Annotated in this window: 16 protein-coding genes; 10 read left to right on the forward strand and 6 right to left on the reverse strand. The window is 70.7% G+C overall.

Annotated elements, in window-relative coordinates; translation table 11 throughout:
• Nucleotides 1–102: 102 nt before the first annotated feature.
• Nucleotides 103–447: a hypothetical protein gene (locus ACIBQX_RS12260; RefSeq protein ID WP_397003469.1), complete on the reverse strand. Its 345-nt coding sequence runs from the start codon at nucleotides 445–447 to the stop codon at nucleotides 103–105.
• A gap of 45 nt (nucleotides 448–492) precedes the next feature.
• Between ACIBQX_RS12260 and ACIBQX_RS12265 the strand changes: the two genes are divergently transcribed.
• The 4 genes from ACIBQX_RS12265 (at nucleotide 493) to ACIBQX_RS12280 (ending at nucleotide 3,641) form a co-directional block, all read left to right on the forward strand.
• A complete protein-coding gene (locus tag ACIBQX_RS12265) occupies nucleotides 493–1,242 on the forward strand; it encodes a hypothetical protein (protein WP_397003471.1) in 750 nt (249 codons plus the stop codon).
• An 838-nt stretch (nucleotides 1,243–2,080) separates the two neighbouring features.
• Nucleotides 2,081–2,332 (forward strand): hypothetical protein, encoded by a 252-nt coding sequence (locus ACIBQX_RS12270; protein WP_397003473.1) that lies wholly within the window; start codon nucleotides 2,081–2,083, stop codon nucleotides 2,330–2,332.
• A gap of 28 nt (nucleotides 2,333–2,360) precedes the next feature.
• Nucleotides 2,361–3,068, forward strand: coding sequence for a transcriptional repressor LexA (gene lexA / locus ACIBQX_RS12275; RefSeq protein WP_397003475.1), 708 nt, complete (start codon nucleotides 2,361–2,363; stop codon nucleotides 3,066–3,068).
• A 165-nt stretch (nucleotides 3,069–3,233) separates the two neighbouring features.
• On the forward strand, nucleotides 3,234–3,641 hold the full coding sequence (locus tag ACIBQX_RS12280) for a DoxX family protein (protein WP_397003477.1): 408 nt from the start codon (nucleotides 3,234–3,236) through the stop codon (nucleotides 3,639–3,641).
• Nucleotides 3,642–3,714: 73 nt separating this feature from the next.
• Here the strand turns inward: ACIBQX_RS12280 and ACIBQX_RS12285 are convergent, their stop codons facing one another.
• Nucleotides 3,715–4,365, reverse strand: coding sequence for a serine hydrolase domain-containing protein (locus ACIBQX_RS12285; protein WP_397003479.1), 651 nt, complete (start codon nucleotides 4,363–4,365; stop codon nucleotides 3,715–3,717).
• Between ACIBQX_RS12285 and tnpA the strand changes: the two genes are divergently transcribed.
• Nucleotides 4,364–4,882 (forward strand): IS200/IS605 family transposase, encoded by a 519-nt coding sequence (gene tnpA, locus ACIBQX_RS12290; protein ID WP_397003481.1) that lies wholly within the window; start codon nucleotides 4,364–4,366, stop codon nucleotides 4,880–4,882. The two genes, ACIBQX_RS12285 and tnpA, sit on opposite strands and share 2 nt — an antisense overlap.
• A 33-nt stretch (nucleotides 4,883–4,915) precedes the next feature.
• On the opposite strand, the gene ACIBQX_RS12295 is transcribed toward tnpA, so the two are convergent.
• Entirely contained in the window at nucleotides 4,916–5,164 is a 249-nt protein-coding gene (locus tag ACIBQX_RS12295; RefSeq protein WP_397003483.1) for a hypothetical protein, read from the reverse strand.
• Between the two features lie 260 nt (nucleotides 5,165–5,424).
• Here ACIBQX_RS12295 and ACIBQX_RS12300 point away from each other — a divergent pair, with 260 nt between their 5' ends.
• The gene (locus tag ACIBQX_RS12300; protein ID WP_397003485.1) at nucleotides 5,425–6,537 is read left to right on the forward strand and encodes a MalY/PatB family protein; all 1,113 of its coding nucleotides are present in this window, start codon (nucleotides 5,425–5,427) and stop codon (nucleotides 6,535–6,537) included.
• 72 nt (nucleotides 6,538–6,609) lie between these two features.
• Here the strand turns inward: ACIBQX_RS12300 and ACIBQX_RS12305 are convergent, their stop codons facing one another.
• Entirely contained in the window at nucleotides 6,610–9,759 is a 3,150-nt protein-coding gene (locus ACIBQX_RS12305) for a PDZ domain-containing protein (protein WP_397003487.1), read from the reverse strand.
• Between the two features lie 172 nt (nucleotides 9,760–9,931).
• Between ACIBQX_RS12305 and ACIBQX_RS12310 the strand changes: the two genes are divergently transcribed.
• Nucleotides 9,932–10,387, forward strand: coding sequence for a hypothetical protein (locus ACIBQX_RS12310; RefSeq protein ID WP_397003489.1), 456 nt, complete (start codon nucleotides 9,932–9,934; stop codon nucleotides 10,385–10,387).
• A 33-nt stretch (nucleotides 10,388–10,420) separates the two neighbouring features.
• The gene (locus ACIBQX_RS12315; RefSeq protein WP_397003491.1) at nucleotides 10,421–11,389 is read left to right on the forward strand and encodes a TIGR03557 family F420-dependent LLM class oxidoreductase; all 969 of its coding nucleotides are present in this window, start codon (nucleotides 10,421–10,423) and stop codon (nucleotides 11,387–11,389) included.
• 20 nt (nucleotides 11,390–11,409) lie between these two features.
• Here the strand turns inward: ACIBQX_RS12315 and leuS are convergent, their stop codons facing one another.
• Nucleotides 11,410–13,863, reverse strand: a complete 2,454-nt coding sequence (leuS, locus tag ACIBQX_RS12320) for a leucine--tRNA ligase (RefSeq protein ID WP_397003493.1) — start codon at nucleotides 13,861–13,863, stop codon at nucleotides 11,410–11,412.
• A gap of 446 nt (nucleotides 13,864–14,309) precedes the next feature.
• On the opposite strand from leuS, the gene ACIBQX_RS12325 reads away from it, so the two are divergent.
• Nucleotides 14,310–16,121: a hypothetical protein gene (locus ACIBQX_RS12325; protein WP_397003495.1), complete on the forward strand. Its 1,812-nt coding sequence runs from the start codon at nucleotides 14,310–14,312 to the stop codon at nucleotides 16,119–16,121.
• A gap of 9 nt (nucleotides 16,122–16,130) precedes the next feature.
• Here the strand turns inward: ACIBQX_RS12325 and ACIBQX_RS12330 are convergent, their stop codons facing one another.
• Nucleotides 16,131–17,372: a cytochrome P450 gene (locus ACIBQX_RS12330; protein WP_397003497.1), complete on the reverse strand. Its 1,242-nt coding sequence runs from the start codon at nucleotides 17,370–17,372 to the stop codon at nucleotides 16,131–16,133.
• A 229-nt stretch (nucleotides 17,373–17,601) separates the two neighbouring features.
• On the opposite strand from ACIBQX_RS12330, the gene ACIBQX_RS12335 reads away from it, so the two are divergent.
• Nucleotides 17,602–18,858, forward strand: a complete 1,257-nt coding sequence (locus tag ACIBQX_RS12335) for a TRM11 family SAM-dependent methyltransferase (RefSeq protein WP_397003499.1) — start codon at nucleotides 17,602–17,604, stop codon at nucleotides 18,856–18,858.
• Nucleotides 18,859–18,894: the final 36 nt, after the last annotated feature.

The raw sequence follows: 18,894 nt of genomic DNA on the forward strand, positions 1-18,894 counted from the left end.
TGCTGTACGTCGCGTCGGTGAACTCCACTCACAGGGCGGTCATGTTCAACACCTGTCAAAGAGCGGCGATTACCTGGCGTCCCTGGCGGGCCGGAGAGTCGATCACCAGGCACTCCACTTGTGGATCTCCACCCAAGGCTGACTCACCCGGGCCGGTCCGGCGGACGCGTGACCCGCCGCCAGGGTTCCGAGCCAGAACCCGGCCAGCGACAGCAGAGCCAAGGCCAACACCAGCACGGCCCTGCCCCGGCGCGTGAGCCGCACCGGAGGCGCCTGGGACGGCTTGGGTGACTGGGGCGGCTGGGGCGGCGGCTTGGGCGCCGCGTTCTGGACGGCGCCGGACCTGCGGATCCCTGACACGGCATGCGGCCTGCCGCCCCTCCTGCGTGCCGCCCCCCGGATCGCCATCAGGTCGTAGACCTCGGCGCCACTCCCGGAGTCGGCCACGCGCCCACCCTCCCGGCTCTGACCTGAGGCCCGCAACGGCCCTCGGTGAGCCTTCACACCCGGCCGACGCCCCCTGCCGGCCCCCGCCGTCTCACCGCCACGTCCTACGGGCGTCGCACCCCGCACCGGCCGCCCGCCATCCGCCATCTGGTCGTACGGCCCCTCACCGCCCCGCCCACCCCGCCGTCCCCCGCTGCGCCCCTCCTGAGCCGCACCCCGCCCTCCGACTCGCCCACCATCGCGCCCCCACAGCCCAGCCCGCTCCCCCGGAGCCGCACCGCCCTCACCCTGAACCACGCCGCGCTCCCCCTGCACCGCACCACGCTGAATCTGGGCCGCACCACGCTTCCCCTGGACCACGCCGCGCTGACTCTGGGCCCCACCGCGCTGGGCCTGGGCCGCACGGCGCTCGCTCCCACCCGAGCCGCGCTTTCCAGTCCACCCAGCCAGTCCCGCACGCCACCCGCCGGCCCGCTCGCCGTCGCGCGCCTGCATCTCGGCCCTCTCGCCGTCACGCGCCCGCGTCGTCTTCCCACCGTCCTGCGCCCGCACCCCGACACGCTCATCCCCGACCGCACGCCGCAGCCCAGCCTCTTCATCCCGACCAGCACGCCTGGAAGCAGCAGGCTCACCCCCGCCTCCGGCCGCCTCACCGTCGCGCGCTCGCCTCTCAGCTCGCTCTTCTCCGGCCACACGCCGCCTTCCGACCGCCTCGCCTCCGCGCGCCCGTACCCTCGCCCGCTGATCATTGGTACGCCTCGGCGCCTCGGGCCGTTCATCGTCCTGTCGGCGTAGCACTGTCAGCTCATCACCGCGCGCACGGGCTTCGCCCCGCCTTTCCGGTACGCGTACGCCGGCCCGCTCGTCAGCATGAGCAGGCCGCACTCTCGGCGACGGCGGGAGGGCGTCAGAGTCCGCGCGAGGCGGAGGCACGAGCCGCAAGCGTGACCTCCCCGCAGATGCCGCCCGCCGGGCACCTGCCCCAGCAGTCCGGCGCGCACGTGCCCCAACAGACGGAACGCTCTCCGCGCGATCTACCGACTTTCCGGCCTCCCCGGCACCGCCATCCCCGGCCCCGCGAACCCCGGTACGGGGGACATCGTCGTCCGCAACGTCGTGGCGACCCTCCTCTGACGACACCTCGTCGCCCGCCGCGCCACCCTTCGGCCCCCGCTTGCCCAAAGCACCCCCGCTCGTGACACGCACACCCTCACTCGGAGCATCCTCGCCCAGAACACCCCCACTCGAAACGCACGGGACCGGAATTGTCACGGCCGGAGTACCCGCCGCAGAAACGCTCCCAGCCGTTTCCGAGAGGCCCCTCCTCACGACAGTTATCCCCTGGTCGACCTCTCCGGTCAGGCCCCCGCCCGGGACGCCGCGCCCCCTGCTACCACTCCCAGAGCCTTCATCCCAGCGACCGTCACCCTGAGTCATATCGCCCCCCGCACGCCTCCTGCGGGCACCACCGACCCCCGCGGCTTCGCTCCGGATCCGCCCATCCACAGGACTCGAACACGTCGCCGCCACTTCACCGGAAATATCGCCCGTACAGACACTCGTCCGGTCTTGATCGGAAATGTCCGAGCGGCCGTCCCTCCCCTGGACAGCCTCCATCACAAGGGTGAGACACTTGACGTCGTCGCTGGTCGGGTCTGTGTTTGTCGTCGCTCGCACGATTGACCTCCCGCCGTCGTGGCCCGAGAAACGCCACATAAAGATCGGCAAATCGAACACGATGTCGATCGAACTCCCGTACGATGTTGTACACCACGCTGCAAGCAATTTCGAGGAAGACTCGAACAATTGTTTGAAATTGATCTTCAACAGCGATACGGTCGCTGTGTGCGACATCGGGACCACGGACCGGGAGGCCTGCCGGTGAGGCGGGCCATCGGGCGAGGAGGCAGAGCATGAGCGAGCGGGATGACGCAAACGGGGTCACGGACCTCGCGGTGCGCCGGCGTGACTCCCTGGGGTTGACCCCCAGGCAGCGCAAGATCCTCGAGGTGATCCGCGAGTCGGTGCAACGGCGCGGCTATCCGCCCTCCATGCGTGAGATCGGCGAGGCCGTGCAGTTGACCAGCACGTCGAGCGTGTCGCACCAGTTGACCGCCTTGCAGCGCAAGGGCTATCTGCGGCGTGACCCGCATCGCCCGCGCGCATTGGAGGTTCGCCTGCCGGGCGAGCCGGTGCTCTGGGTCGACCCCGACGCGAGCAACGACGAGACCCCGGTCAGCAGGCCCACCGCCGCGTACGTTCCGCTGGTCGGCCGCATCGCCGCCGGTGGTCCGATCTTGGCCGAGGAGAGCGTGGAGGACGTCTTCGCCCTCCCCAAGCAGCTCGTCGGCGAAGGCACGCTCTTCCTCCTGCAGGTCGCCGGTGACTCCATGATCGACGCCGCCATCGCCGACGGCGACTGGGTCGTGGTCCGCCAGCAGCCGGTGGCCGAGAGCGGTGACATCGTGGCCGCCATGATCGAGGGCGAGGCCACGGTCAAAACCTTCAAGCGCAAGGACGGCCACATCTGGCTGGTCCCGCACAACGCCAACTACGAGCCGATCCCCGGCGACGAGGCCAGCGTCCTGGGCAAGGTCGTAGCAGTCCTCCGCCGCCTCTGACGACCGGCTTCCCCCACTGACACCCAGCATCGGTGCGGCTTTGCGCCGCACCGACGCTAGGTCTCATGGGTACGGCAATTCCGGGAGTAGGCCTGTACCTAGGTGCACCCTGTCCTGCACCCAGCGTGATTCCTCGGGTGAAGCCCGGTCCGTAACGTCGCCGGTATGACACTCATCGAAGCGAAAGACCTCCGCAAAAGTCGCGCACGCAACATCGCTCTCTGGGTGCTTCAGGTGCTTGCCGCAGCCTGCTTCCTCCTGGCGGCCGCCGGTAAGCTGACCGGCGCCGAGCCGTCCGCCTCCACCTTCGAGGCGCTCGGGTGGGGCGACTGGTTCCGCAACCTGGTGGGCGTGCTTGAGATCGTCGGGGTCGTAGCGCTTTTCGTCCCCTTGCTGACAGGGCTCGCCGCGCTGGCCTTCGCCGTGCTGATGGCCGGTGCGGTCGCGACCGAGGCGTTCGTGACCGGTGGCGGCGTGGTCCTGCCGCTGATTCTGCTCGTGGTGTCCGCAGTGATCGCCTGGGGCCGCCGAGGCAGCATCGCCCGCCTCCGGGCTCTGGTCACCCGGCGGTAATACGACGCCGCCCATCGAGCGGGGACCTTCCCAGCGGCGACGCGTCATTGGCCCGGCGCATCCGCAGGGAAGCTCAGCGGGTCCCGGTGAGATGGCCGGCCAGGATCGTGGTGACCGACAGCGCGGTGTCGAAGTTCGGGACGAGCCGGTTTTTCGTCAGCGCGAAGGCGACACCCCGCGCGGGGTCGGCGTAGGCGTAGCTTCCGCCGCCACCCGGCCATCCGAATGCCGTGCGGTTCTCCTCGGGAGAGGCACCCATCCTGCCGATCGGGAAGCCCAGCGCCATCCGCGCCGGAGTACCGAAAACCTGATCCACCCCCTCGAACGCGAGCGCGGACAGTTCCGCCAATCGCGCAGAGTCCACGAGCCTGCCCTGCAGCACGGCGTTGTACATCGCAGCAAGGCCATGCGCCGTAGCGATACCCACCGACGGTATATCGGCGCCCAGGATCTCGCCGTTGTTGCCGAAATCGGCACTCGGCCGGTTCTCCCACGGCGCGAGGATCACCGCACCGCTGTCCGGGGCGGCAGGCCATGGCCGCGCCTGCTCCTCCAGACGCGCCAACCCCGGCAGTGACTCCTCCGGAGCGGCGAAGTAGAGCCGCCCCTCGATACCAAGCGGCGCAGTGATCCACTCACGCAGCAGCTCGCACATCCGCGGCCCGGTCGCGCGGCGGGCCAGTTCACCGACGAGATAGCCGAAGGTGTAGGAGTGATAGCCCATGGCGGCGCCCGGCCGCCGCCTGCTGCGGCGTCGGCAGGAGCTTCACCTGCACCACCAGTTTCACAATCGAACACACTACCCTTGGGCCCATGTCACCGCGTCGGGAACCAACCCCGATATCCGGCGGGGCCGTAACGTGGTCTACAGCCTGCATGCGCATTTGGTCTTCACGCCCACATACCGGCGCAAGGTGTTCACCGACGAGATCCTGCGCCGCTGCGAAGACATCATGATCGAGATGTGCGACAGCTTCGCTGCCACGCTGGTGGAGTTCAACGGCGAACACGACCATGTCCACCTGCTAGTGCACCATCCGCCCAAGGCGGCGCTCTCGACTCTGGTCAACTCTCTCAAGGGCGTCTCAGCGCGGCTGCCGCGCAAGGAGTTTCCAGTCCACATCCGCCGGTATCTGTGGGGCGGCCATTTCTGGTCCCCCTCGTATTTCGCCGCGTCCTGCGGCGGGGCACCCCTATCGATCATCAAGGAGTACATCGAGAACCAGAAGCGGCCAGGCTGAGCTACCCACACAGACCGACTGTCAGAGCACCGCTCAGGCCTGGGGGCCCTCCCGCGCTGTCGTTTCCTCCCGGGCGTAAACGCCCGGGGTTCCACACCAGATCACGCTGAAGATCGGCGTACCGGAGGTGACCGGCCGCCCGCCGGCCGGATCGGCCGTACCGGCCACCGCGTCGACGATCAGCGCGCCATCCTGATAGACCGCGTCCTGCACACCGGTCTCCGCGCCGGCACCGACCAGCGCATCGATATGACGCTGGATCTGTTCCTGTATCTCACTCATCGCTACCCTCGTCACCCCCTGCCCGCGCGGAGGAATCGCCCCTCCGGCCGGCGGAGGATGGTGTGTCGGGCCAAGTCAACCGACGGCTGCCCACCGCGCGGACAACCATCAGCCACGAAGCCCTCACGTGCTGGTCGAACTGACCGGCATACGCTGCTGCTACCCACCCGCGAAGCACACGCCGAACGCGAGCTCAGGGCGTGCGTGGGTTGGGGGTGGCGGCCTAGGGGGATATAGGCGGGTATTTCTAGACTGGGTGGGTGAGCGACGCATTTGTGGGCGCAACCCTGAAGTCAACCAACGATGGACTCAAGTGGGCGAAGGCCGGACCCGAGGTCATTCCGGCCTGGGTCGCCGACATGGATCTGCCCACCGCCCCGGCGGTGATCGAGGCGCTGCACCGGCGGGCTGACGGCGATCTCGGCTATCCCGCCTGGCTCGACCGGCCGACGGGCGGTCCGCTGGCGGAGGCGTTCGCCGCGAGGATGACCGCGAAGTACGGCTGGAGTCCGGACCCGGGGCTGGTGCGACCCTTCTCTGACATCAACCAGGCACTCCAGGTGCTGCTCCACGTCTGGACCGAGCCGGGTGACGCGGTCGCCGTGCACACCCCGGCCTACCATCCGTTCCTCGGCACACTGGCGTCGATGGAACGCCCGCTCCGTCCCATCCAGGCCCGGCCTGACGGCGATTCGTGGCGGTTCGAGGTGCCGGATCTGTCCGGGTGCAAGGTGCTGCTGCTGGTCAACCCGCACAACCCCACCGGCAGGGTCTTCTCCCGCGCGGAGTTGGAGGAGCTGGCCGAGCACGCTGAACGGCACGACCTGATGGTCATCGCCGACGAGATCCACGCCGATCTGGTGTACGGCCCGGAGCGCCACATCCCCTTCGCCACCATCCTCCCGGCACGCACGGTCACCCTGACGTCGGCCACCAAGGCGTTCAACCTGGGCGGCGTCCGGTGCTCGGTGGCGCACATCGGCGCGCCGGAGGTGCGTAAGGCGCTCGACGCCCAGCCTGCCTTCCTGTACGGCTCGCCGGGCGTGCTCGGTGTGGAGGCCACGGTCGCGGCGTGGCTGCACGGTGACGGCTGGCTGGAGGAGGCCCGCGCACTGCTGGACCGCAACAGGCGCACGATCGCCGCACGCCTGCCCGACGGGGTGACGTACCGGATCCCCCAGGCCACCTACCTGGCGTGGCTCGACTACGGCCGGCCGGGCATGGCCGAAGTCCTGGAGAACGAGGCCAAGGTGCTGCTCAGCGACGGCGCGGCGTTCGGGCCGGGCGGCGAGACGTACGTACGGCTGAACTTCGCCACCACCGAGCCCGTTCTCGACGAGCTGCTGCGGCGGCTCGCGACCACGACGGCGTGACGCCCGCAGGCCCTCCGTGCGGAAGATCCGCACCGAGGGCCTGACGTCTACGGCGACCGCCGCGCAGCAGCCCTACGGCAGCGGCGGGAGGTCCGGAGGGCTGGCCGCGGGGTGCTCCTCCAGGGCGGCGAGGGCGAGCTCGACCGCCTTGTCCAGCTGTGGGTCACGCCCCGCGGCCCGGTCGTGCGGGGCCATGACCACCTCGACGTCCGGGTCGACGCCGTGGTTCTCCACGCCCCAGCCGTGGCCTTCCAGCCAGAACGAGTAGCGGGGCTGGGTGACGACGGTGCCGTCGACGAGGGAGTAGCGCGAGTCGATGCCGATCACGCCGCCCCAGGTGCGGACGCCGACGAGGGGGCCGATGGCGCGGTTCTTGATGCCGGCGCTGACGATGTCGCCGTCGGAGCCGGCGAACTCGTCGGTGACGGCGACGATGGCGCCGCGCGGTGAGTCCCCGGGGTAGCGCATCGGCTCGTAGCCGCGTGCTCGCATCCAGCCGGTGACCCGCCGCGACAGCTTCTCCAGCACGAGCTCGGAGACGTGCCCGCCACCGTTCTCGCGTACGTCCACGACGAGCCCGTCGAAGGCCATCTCCGTACGCAGGTCGCGGTGGAACTGCGCCCAGCCGGAGGCCACCATGTCCGGGACGTGCAGGTAGCCGAGCCTGCCCCCGGACGCCTGCCTGACATGGGCGCGGCGGCTCGCGACCCAGTCGTGGTAGCGCAGCCGGGTCTCGTCGGCGATGGGGGTGACCACGACCTTGCGCGGGTCGCCGCCCGTCGCGGGCCGCACGGTCAGCTCGATGGGGTGGTCGGCGGTGCCCGCGAGCAGCGGCAGGGGGCCGCGGGTGGCGTCGACGGGGCGGCCGTTCACAGCGGTGATGGCGTCACCCTCGCGTACGGCCACGCCGGGGGCGAGCAGCGGCGAGCGGGCGTCGTGGTCGGACGACTCGCCCGGCAGGATGCGTTCGACGCGCCACACCCCGTCGGGGTCGCGGGCGAGGTCGGCGCCGAGCAAGCCCTGGCGGCGGCGCGGGTCGAGGTGCGCGCCGCCGGCGATGGCATAGGCGTGGGAGGTGCCGAGCTCGCCCTGCACCTCCCAGAGCAGGTCGATCAGCTCGGAGTGGGTGCCGATGCGCTCGACGAGGGGCGCGTAGCGGTCGAGCACGCCCTGCCAGTCGACGCCGTTCATGTCCTCGCGCCAGTAGTGGTCGCGCATGAGCCGGCCGGCTTCGTGGTAGCCCTGCCGCCATTCGGCGACGGGGTCGAGCTGGACGGCGATCCGGTCGAGGTCGATGCCGACCGTGTCGTCGCCGTCGGTGGCGGGGCGGGTCTGCATGCCGTTCTTGCCGTTGCCGACGAGCCGGGTGCCGTCGCCGCTGACCTCGAAGGCCTTGAACTCCTTGCCGAGCTCGGACTTGGCGCGCTTCTTGAAATCGTAGCGTTCCAGGACGATCTCGCCGGTGCTCTCGGTGCCGTCGCCGAGGCGGCCGGTGAGCGGGTGGCGGAGCCAGACGAGCGCGTCCTTGGCGGTGCGCAGGTTGCCGTAGTTGGCGGCGGGCACCGGGACCGGCACCACCCGGGACTGCAGCCCTTCGGGGTCGACCTCGGTGCGCGGCGGGGCGTCGTCCTTCTGCTTGTCGTCCGCGGGCGGCTGGTCGTCCTCGCCGTTGAAGCCGCGCCCCTGCAGGCTGGGGTCGAACGGGGAGGGCGTGGTGGCGCGCAGCGGCACGAGGTACGGCCGGCAGCCGGTGGGGAACGACAGGTCGAACACGTGCGCGTCGTAGACCGGGTCGAACGTCCGGACCGACAGGAACGCCAGATGCTTGCCGTCCTTGGTGAAGACCGGGCCGTAGTCGGAGAAGCGCAGCGGGGTCACCTCGATCGACGAGGTGCCGTCGACACGGCCGATCTTGATCTGGGACAGCGGTTCCTGGTGCGGGTGCACCCAGGCCAGCCAGGCGGAGTCGGGTGAGAAGGTCAGGCCGCTGATGTCGCCGTGCGCGGTGCGGTCGAGCTCCCGGAGCTGCCCGCTCTCCAGGTCGACGACGAGCAGCCGCCCGTCGTGGGTGGCGACGGCGGCGTGCTTGCCGTCGGGCGCCGCGGCCAGGTCGAGGACGCGGCCGAGCTCGCCGGCGGCCAGGGTGCGGATCTCGCCGCCGGGGCTGCCGATCTCCAGCCCGTCCTCGCCGGTGGCGTCGGACACCCAGATGGCGTGGCCGTCGGCGTCCAGCACGCGCGGGAGCCGTACCCTGACTCCGGGCTGGACGCGCAGCGCTCCGGCGGGGCCGTCGCGGTGGGTGAGCCAGTGGGCGGTGCCGCGGATCTCCACGGCGCTGGCCCGTCCGGTGGTGTCGGGCGAGAAGGCGCCGACGCGGGCCGGCGCGGGCTTCCTGGCGCGGGCGGGGCGGGGGCCGCTGAGGTTGACCTCCAGGGGGTACGGCTCGGCGTCCAGGCTCTCCAGCAGCCACAGGTCGCCGGCGTGGCCGTAGATGACCCGCTCGCCGTCGGTGGTGGCGTGGCGGGCGTAGAACTCCTCGTGGGTGCTGTGGCGGCGCAGGTCGGAGCCGTCGGGCAGGCAGGAGTAGAGGTTGCCGATGCCGTCGGTGTCGGCAAGGAAGGCGATCCTGTCGCCCACCCACATGGCCGCCCAGTGCTGGGCGGCGTTGTCGGCGAACAGGCGGGTGAACTCGCCGGAGCCTTCGGCGTCGACCCAGATCTTGCCGGCCGTGCCGCCCCGGTAGCGCTTCCAGCTCGACGGGTCGCGGAACATCGGCGACACGGTGACCACACGGTCACCGCTGGTGGACAGGTCGCTCACCCATCCGTACGGCAGGCGGGTCGCGGGGCCGCCGTCGAGCGGGATCTCGTGGGCCCAGGTCCTGATGCGCCCGCCCTGGCCGGTGGCGCTGACCGCGCGCACCCGCCCGTCGGCGCTCCAGCCGCGCACCTGCGTGGTCGGGGCGCCCCAGTGGGTCAGCCGCTCGCCCTGCGAGCCGTCGAGCTCGGCGGCGAACACCTCGGGGGCGCCTTCGCGGCTGCTCGTCCAGGCGAGGTGGCCGCCGTCGGGGGAGAATCTCGGGTTCGACACGGGGGTCCGGTCAGCGGTGAACCTCCAGGCCCTGCCGCCGGTCACGGGGGCGAGCCAGACGTCGTCATCCGCTACGAAGGTGACCAGGTCACCGCATAGATGGGGGTATCTCAGGTAAGCGCCAGTTGTCACAGCTGAACCCTAATAGCAGGTCCCAGCCATGGGTTCATCAAAATCTCGCCGCCCTGAGCCGAAACCGGCCCTGGCCCGGTTCGGAAGCGGGTCAAGACCCTCACCGGCGTGGATACGAGAAAGGGGCGAGGGAAGAGGGCTCGCGTCCGCTTCGTACAGATGTGAGGCTTTCATGCGATTCTTCACCCGTACCCACCAGATCCCGCTCCGCCTGGCGACCGGGGCCTTCTTCCTGAACTCCGGCCTGAGCAAGGCCGAGGCCGACGAGCCTACCGCCGCGGGCTTGCACGGCATGGCCTCGCACACCTATCCCTTCCTGTCCAAGCTTGACCCGCAGCGGTTCACCCGGCTGCTGTCGAAGGCCGAGATCGCGCTCGGCACCGCCCTGCTGATCCCGGTGGTGCCGCCGCTGCTGGCCGGGGCCGCGGTCACCGCGTTCGCGGGCGGGCTGATCGGCCTGTATCTCAGGACGCCCGGCATGCGCGAGGAGGGCAGCATCCGGCCCACCCAGCAGGGCCTCGCCGTGTCGAAGGACATCTGGCTGCTGGGCATCGGGCTCAGCCTGGTGCTGGAGGAGCTCGGCGACCGCCAGGCCCACCTGCGGCCGGTGATCGTCGCCGAGCGATAACTAGCCAGGACAAATCAGGGTAGTTCGGACAGCATGCCAGAATTCGGCTACACCCTGATGTGCGAACAGACACCCGCCCGCCGGCTGGTGGACTTCGCCGCCATGGCGGAGCGAGCCGGCTTCGACTACGCGGTCATCTCCGACCACTTCTTCCCGTGGATCGAGGAGATGGGCCACTCACCGTACGCCTGGTCGGTCCTCGGTGCGGCCGCGCACGCCACCGAGCGCCTGCCGCTGATGACCTACGTGACCTGCCCGCTCATGCGCTACCACCCGGCCGTGGTGGCGCAGAAGGCCGCCACCATGGGCGAGCTCACCCAGGGCCGCTTCACCCTCGGCCTGGGCGCCGGCGAGAACCTGAACGAGCACGTGATCGGCGAGGGCTGGCCCTCCGTCGACGTCCGGCACCGCATGCTCAGCGAGGCGGTACGGATCATCCGCGAGCTGTTCGGCGGTGACTACGTCACCTTCCAGGGCGAGTTCTACGACGTGGACTCGGCCAAACTGTACGACCTGCCCGACTCACCGGTCCCGATCGGCATCGCCGCCTCCGGCGGCGCCTCGGCGCGGCTCGCCGCGGAGTACGGGGACAGTCTGGTGATCAACGAACCGATGCCGGACGTGGTGGAGCGCTTCAGGGCCGCCGGAGGCGCGGGCAAGCCGGTGTACGGCCAGCTCCCCGTCTCCTACGACACCGACGCCGAAGCCGCCAAGGAACGCGCCCACCGGCTGTGGCGCTGGTCGGCGGTGGGCGGCTGGAAGGTCATGGCCGAGCTGCCCGGCCCGGTCAACTTCGAGGCCGCCGCCGGCACCGTACGGCCCGACGACGTCGCACGGAGTGTGCCGTGCGGCGACGACGTGGACGCGGTCGTGGAGGCGGCCAGGAAGTACGTCGAGGCCGGCTACACGCATCTCGCGCTCGTGCAGATCGGCGCCGACCAGCAGGAGCCGTTCTTCGGCTGGGCGCAGGAGAAACTGCTGCCCGCGCTGCGCCGCCTGTGAGAGGCGGCGCGACGCGGGGATCAGGGAACGATGTTGACCAACTTCGGGGCACGCACGATCACCTTGCGAGGCGTGCCCCGCAGGTGGGCCTGGACCTTCTCCGAGGCCAGCGCCAGCTCGCGCAGCGCGTCCTCGGAGACGTCGGGCGCGACCTCCAGCCGGTCGCGCACCTTGCCCGCCACCTGCACGACGCAGGTCACCGACTCCTGCACCAGCAGCGCCGGGTCGGCGGCCGGCCAGCCGGCCTTGGCGACGGTGCCGCCGGTGTGGCCCAGCCGCTCCCAGCCCTCCTCGGCCGTGTAGGGCGCCACCAGCGACAGCATGACCGCCAGTGCCTCCGCGGCCTCACGCACCGCCGGGTCGGCCGCGCCGGGGCCGGAGTCGATCGCCTTGCGGGCGGCCGACGTCAGCTCCATCAGGCGCGCCACCGCGACGTTGAAGCGGTAGGAGTCCAGCAGTTTGGTGACCTCGTCGATGGTGTGGTGGGTGACCTTGCGCAGCGCCGGGTCACCGCCGTCATAGGAGACCCCGGGCGGGCTCGCCACCTCGTCCATGACGCGGAAGGCGCGGGCCAGGAACTTCTGCGACGCGGCCGGCGACAGGTCGGCCCAGTCGATGTCGTCCTCCGGCGGCCCGGCGAACACCATGGTCAGGCGCACCGCGTCCACACCGAAGTCGTCGATCTGCTGGCCCAGGTCCACACCGTTGCCCAGGGACTTCGACATGGCCTTGCCGCCGTTGATCACCTGCCCCTGGTTCAGCAGCCGCCGGAACGGCTCGGTGAAGCTGACCATGCCCATGTCGTGCAGGACCTTGGTGAAGAAGCGCGCGTACAGCAGGTGCAGCACCGCGTGCTCGACGCCGCCGACGTACTGGTCGATCGGGCCCCACTTGCGGACCTGCTCGACGTCGAACGGGCCGTCGGTGTAGCCGGGCGAGCAGTAACGCAGGAAGTACCAGGAGGAGTCGACGAAGGTGTCCATCGTGTCGGTGTCGCGCTTGGCGGCGCCGCCGCACTTGGGGCACTCGACGTTGACCCACTCGGTGGCACTGGCCAGCGGGGAGACGCCCTTGGGTGACAGGGCCTCGCCACGCAGGTCGGGCAGGGTGACGGGCAGCTGCTCGTCGGGGACGGGCACCTCGCCGCAGTCGGGGCAGTGGATGATCGGGATCGGCGTACCCCAGAAGCGCTGCCTGGACAGCAGCCAGTCGCGCAGCCGGAAGTTGACCGTGCCCTCGCCCTTGCGGTCGACCTCCAGGATATCGATGATCTTGGCGATGGCCTCGGTCTTGGTCAGGCCGTCCAGCGGGCCGGAGTTGACCAGCTTGCCCTCGCCCGGGGTGGCGACGCCGGTCTCGCCCGGGTCGGCCAGGCCGGTGTGCACGACGACCTTCACCGGCAGCCGGAACTTCATGGCGAAGTCCAGGTCGCGCTGGTCGTGCGCGGGGACGGCCATGATGGCGCCGTGGCCGTAGTCGGACAGGACGTAGTCGGCGGCCCAGACCGGGATGCGCTCGCCGTTGACCGGGTTGATCGCGTAGCGGCCCAGGAAGACGCCGGACTTGTCCTTGTCGGTGGACAGCCGCTCGATGTCGCTCAGCTTGGCGACCTCGGCGCGGTAGGCCTCGAAGGCCGGGCGCCGCTCGTCGGTGACGATCTCCTCGGCCAGCGCGGCGTCCACCGCGACCACGAAGAACGTGGCGCCGAACAGGGTGTCGGGGCGCGTGGTGTAGACGTGGACCGGCTCGTCGCGGCCCTCGATCTCGAACAGCACGTCGGCGCCCTCTGAGCGGCCGATCCAGTTGCGCTGCATGGTCATCACGCGCTCGGGCCAGCCGCCCTCCAGCTCGTCCATGTCGTCCAGCAGCCGCTGCGCGTAGTCAGTGATCTTGAAGTACCACTGCGTCAGCTCGCGCCTGATCACGTCGGCGCCGCAGCGCTCGCACTTGCCGGCCACGACCTGCTCGTTGGCCAGCACCGTCTGGTCGTTGGGGCACCAGTTGACCAGGCCGCCCTTGCGGTAGGCCAGGCCACGCTCGAAGAACCGGTTGAACAGCCACTGGTTCCAGCGGTAGTAGTCGGGGTCGCTGGTGTGCAGGCGGCGCGACCAGTCGAAGGAGACGCCGTAGCGCTTGAAGGAGTTGGCCTGCGTCTCGATGTTGGCGTAGGTCCACTCGGCGGGGTGCGCGTTGCGCTTGATCGCGGCGTTCTCCGCGGGCAGGCCGAAGGAGTCCCAGCCGATCGGGTGCAGGACGTTGTAGCCCTGCTGGAACCAGTAGCGCGAGACCACGTCGGCGATGGCGAACACTTCGCCGTGGCCCATGTGGAGGTCACCCGAGGGATAGGGGAACATGTCGCACACGTAGCGCCGTTCGCGGGTGTCGGCGGCGTCCTCGCTCGCCCGGAACGGGTCCAGCTCCTCCCATCGCTGCTGCCACTTGGCCTGCAGCGCCTGCGGGTCGTACTCACTCACGGCGGTCGTCCTTCTGATTGACTCGGACCCATAAGAAAACCCCTCGTGCGCAACGAGGGGTAGCCGCGACGGCGAGATGCTCAGAGCCGTCGCGGCCCGCTAAGAAGCAGGGTCGCGGAACGCATAGGTCAAGCCTAGCGCACGTCTTCGGCAGAATGCAGACGGTCGATCGAGGTACGGGGGCACAATGGATCCTTCAGGTCTGGTGAGATCTGATGGTGATCTATCCGTTGTGACCTCATATGTCCCTTTAGAATACTGTCGTCGCCGTGGTGCATCCAGCTGAGCCAGAACGCTCGGAGGCCGACCTGCCCATGCAGGATCCGCCGACCGATCCGCACGGCTTCGCCCGTTTCCCTGCGGAACCGGCAGGATCTCCTAGAAGATCCCATGAGATCATGCATGACACGTCGAAGTCGGACAGTAACTCGGGAGGGCCGGCAGCAATGGCAACGGAGAATTCCGGAGCACCCCACCTGCCGCCGTCCTGGCCCGAGGCACCGCAGCGGGACGCCCCCGCCTGGCCGGAGCCCCCGCGGAACGACGTCCCGACCTCCTGGCCCTCGGCCGGCGCAGGCCCGCAGCAGTCCGCCCCGTCCTGGCCGGAACCGGCATCCCGCGAGGCACAGGCCGGCTGGCCGGAGCCCGCCCGCGACGAGGTGCCCACCGGCTGGCCGCAGAGCTCGCCGCAGCCTCAGCCCTCCTGGCCGGAGGCCTCCCAGCCCGCGCACGGCCCCCAAGGCGGCCGCCCCGAAACCTCCCCCGGCCCCGGCCCCGGCGCGTCGTCGCCCGCCCAGGGCCCCTGGCCGGAGCCGCCCGTGCACGACCCCGTCCCGGCCTGGGCCGAAGCCCCCGCCAAGCAAGCCGCCGCCTGGGCCAACCTCTCCTCCCCGGCCCCCTGGCCGCAGCACGACGCCGCCCACGCGAGCGCCGCCTACGACCGGGCCCCCGCACCGCCGCACGACCAGACCCTGCCCGGCGCCTTGCCCCCGCACGACCGCGCCGGGCCGTACGACCAGACCTCGCCGCCGCGGGACGAGCGGGCGAGCACCTACAACGCGACGCACGACCAGACTCCGCTGGACGACAGAGGGACAGCGGTGTACGGACAGGGAGTTTCTCCGTTGGACGAGCGCGCCGCCGCGCCGCGTCACCAGGCCGCCACCCCGCTCGACGACCGCGCGACGCCGCGCGGTCCGGGCGGCGGTCCCGCCGATGACCGGACCATGACGTACGGCCAGCAGAACGGCCAGCACATCGGGCAACCGGGCGGGCACCCAGGCGGGCACCCGGGTGGGCAGCCGGGCGGCCGGGTGGACGAGCGGCCCGGCCAGGACGGCGGCCGGCCCGGCGAGCAGCATCCGGAGCAGGGCAGGCCGGGGCACAACCTGAGCCGCGACCCCTCCGACCCGGACCGGCCGTTCGTGACGGCGGGGCAGATCAGCGGCTCGCGCACCCCGCCGCCCGAGCGTCAGCAGGAGCTCTGGAACACCGTCTTCGGCGACAACTACCAGGCGATGGGCGAGCCCGAGTCGCTGGACGACCCGGGCAAGCCCATCTGGATCTACGCGCTGGCCGGTTCGGTGGCCATCGCGCTCGTCGCCGCGCTGCTGTGGGCGTTCCTCGCGGGCCCGCTGGCAGGCGAGGAGCCGCCCAAGACGAACGTGGCGGTCACCAAGTCCACACCCCCCGCCGCACCGACGAAGAAGCCGGTGAACGCGATCGGCCGGCTGCCGAGGTACCGGGGCAAGGCCGCCCCGGTGATCGGCACGGTGCCGAACGCCCAGGCGGGGATCACCGTGCCGCGCCTCGGCGGCACCTGGCGGCTCGACCAACGGTCCACGGTCAAGGGCACCTACGGCTTCGACACCCGCCAGTACGCGCTGATCGACTCGGACACCGCCGGCCAGATCCTCACCGGTCCGCTGCCCAGCCGGCTGACCGATTACTACACCACTCCCGACGACCTGGAGCCGGTGATCAAGGCCGTCGTGGTGGACGCGCGCAAGCGCTTGTTCCCGGAGGGCAACACGGTCCGTAAGATCGCCCAGCAGCCGATCAAGGTGGGCGACGCCACGGGCAGGCTGATGGCCTACTCGCTGACCTCCCCCACCGAGAAGGCCACCATCGTCACGGCCGCGATCAACACCGGCGGCGAGGTGCCGGCGATCGTCTACATGTCGATCCCGGCGGAGGGCAAGGCCCTCCTGCCCGACATCAACACCGTGGTGAAGCGACTCAGCCTCAGCCAGGGCTGACCGGCCGGGTCAGAACGTGCACTCCATGTGCTTGATGCCGTTGATGAAGCTGGAGTGCAGCCGGTCGGGGCTGCCGCCCTCGATCTGCGGCACCCGGCTCAGCAGCTCCCGGAACATCACGGTGATCTCGCGGCGGGCCAGGTGGGCGCCCAGGCAGAAGTGCGGCCCGGGGCCGCCGAACCCGACGTGCGGGTTCGGCCGGCGGGTGACGTCGAACCGGCCCGGGTCGGCGAACACCTCGGCGTCCCGGTTGGCAGCCCAGTAGTACAGCAGGACCTTCTCGCCCTCGCGGTAGAGGTGACCGTTCATCTCGTGGTCGCGGGTGACCTTGCGGCGCATGAAGTTGACCGGCGAGGCGAGCCGGACGATCTCCTCGACCGCCGTGGGGGTGTGGTGGTCGAAGTCGCTCAGCCACAGCGCCCGCTGGTCGGGGTTGCGGGTGAGCAGGCGCAGTCCGTACGAGATGGCGTTGCGGGTGGTCTCGTTGCCCGCAACGACCAGCAGGATGAAGAACGAGCCCAGCTCCTGCATGGTCAGCCGCTCGCCGTCGATGTTGGCGTTGACCAGTGACGAGGTCAGGTCGTCGGTGGGGTCCTCGGCACGCTGGGCGGCCAGGTCCTGGACGAGCTGCTGCAGCTCCATGCCGGCGGTGAGCAGGCGCTCGGCGATCTTGTCGAGGTCGGTGCCGGCGTACTCGGGGTCGAACCCGCCGAGGATCACGTTGGAGCGCTCGAAGACGAAGCCGTAGTCGCGCTCCGGGATGCCCATCATGTCGCAGATGATCTTCAGGGGCAGGCGGGCGGCGACCTCGGTGACGAAGTCACAGCCGGGGCCCTTGGCCAGCAGGTCGTCGACGATCTTCGTGGCCGCGCTCTCCACGTCGGCCTCGAACTGCTTGATCATCTTGGGCGTGAAGGCACGGGAGACGATCCGGCGCAGACGCGCGTGCCGTGGATCGTCCATGTTGATCATGGAACCGAAGTACTCGGCGAACTCCGCCGGCATGTCCGGGATGTTCGTCGCGCCGCCCTGGCCGGAGCTGAAGACGTCGGGGGTGCGGCTGGCTTCGAGGATGTCGGCGTGCTTGACCAGGGCGTAGTAGCCGGGGCCCCTGGGCGCGAAGGAGATCTCGGGCTCCTCGAAGAAGGCCGGCGTCCGCAGCCCGCGCAGCAGCTCGAACGCCTGCTCGCGCTCCGCCATGGGCTTGGCCCAGAAGAGGCTGTCCGACAGGTCGAAGTCAACGACGCTCATGAGGCCATCCTTGGAGTCGGGGGCACGTACGTCAATGCTTTGGCACGTACACCGTACGTACGCGGCCGGAAAACCTGTTGAAACGCGCGCCGGGTGATCGCTACGGTTCCCCGCGTGACGTACTACTTCTTCCTCCGCTAGCGACCCGCCGGCGGGTCGCGGACGACCCCACCGCCGGTGATGCGGGACGGCCGACCGCCGCCCCGGGTCGCTTTGTGGGAGAAAGTACGTGCATACTCCGCTGTCCGCGGTCAGTCCTGCCCTTGTCGTCGCCAGGACGGTGCGTGGCATCGAGCCACTGGTCGCCGCGGAAGTCCACCGCCGCCGGCTCGGCACCGTCCGCGAGCTTCGCCGCCGCGAGGTCTGGTTCGAGCCCGCCGCCCCCGTCCCCGCCCTGCTGGGACTGCGAACCGCCGACGACGTCCTGCTCGCGGCAGCCGTCGTCGACGGCATCGGCCACGACCGATCGGCCCTACGCCGCCTGTCTCAGGCGGCCCGCGACCTCGACACCACGCGCTTGACCGGCCTCCGCGCCGGGCACACCCGGGCATCCGACGACGAGCCGGGGCCGGTGACGCCGCCATCGGGACCGGGCCGCGAGCTAGGTCCGGTGATCTCCTCATCGGGACCGGGCGGTGTGCCGGGGCTGGAGGTGTCGGCGTCGTTCGTGGGGCGGCGCAACTACACGCGGTTCGAGATCGAGGATGCCGTTGGCGAGGAGCTCGGCGGGCGGCTGTGCCTGCCGTACCACTCGCGAGCGCGGGGCGGGGTGCCGCCGCGTGGGTCGATGGCCTGGCGGGTGACGATCGAGGGTGAACGGGCGCTCATCGCCCTGCGCGCCTCCGGCAGGCCGTTGCATCGCAGGCCGTACAAGATCGACTCGATCGCCGGCACCCTGCACCCCCCGCTGGCCGCCGCCATGGCCGAACTCGGCGGGCTCAGCCGGCCCAGCAAGCTCGATGGGCCGAGCGGACTCGGTGGACCGGGCGGACTCGGTGCGCGCGGCGGGCGCGATGAGCGGCTTACGGTGCTCGATCCCTGCTGTGGTGCCGGGACGACGCTGATCGAGGCGGGTGTGCTCGCGCCGCACGCCCGGCTGCTCGGGCTGGACCACGACCCTGGCGCGGTGGCCACCGCCGCCGCGAACGCCGCCCGCATGCCCACGGCCGGACGGCCGGCCTGGGGCGTGGCCGACGCCGGGCGGATACCGGTGGCGGACGGGAGCGTGGACCGGGTGCTGGTGAACCCGCCGTGGGGGCTGCAGGTGCCTGCCAAGGGCCTGCTCGCGCGAGACCCCTGGCGGTTGTGGCGGCAGGTGCGCCGCGTGCTGGCCGACGACGGCCTGGTGGTGGCCCTGCTGCACGACATCGCGGCGGACCCGCCCGGGTTCGCGCCGGTCCGGCGGCTGGAGGTGAGCCTGATGGGGCGGCACCCGGTGATCGCGGTGCTCAGAGAACAAGGCCGCACCGGGTCCCGACGACCCTGAGCCCACGCCGGTCAGCCGGCACCCGGCACCCGGCGC

It is taken from the genome of Nonomuraea sp. NPDC049714, assembly GCF_044465295.1.
Lineage (GTDB): Bacteria > Actinomycetota > Actinomycetes > Streptosporangiales > Streptosporangiaceae > Nonomuraea.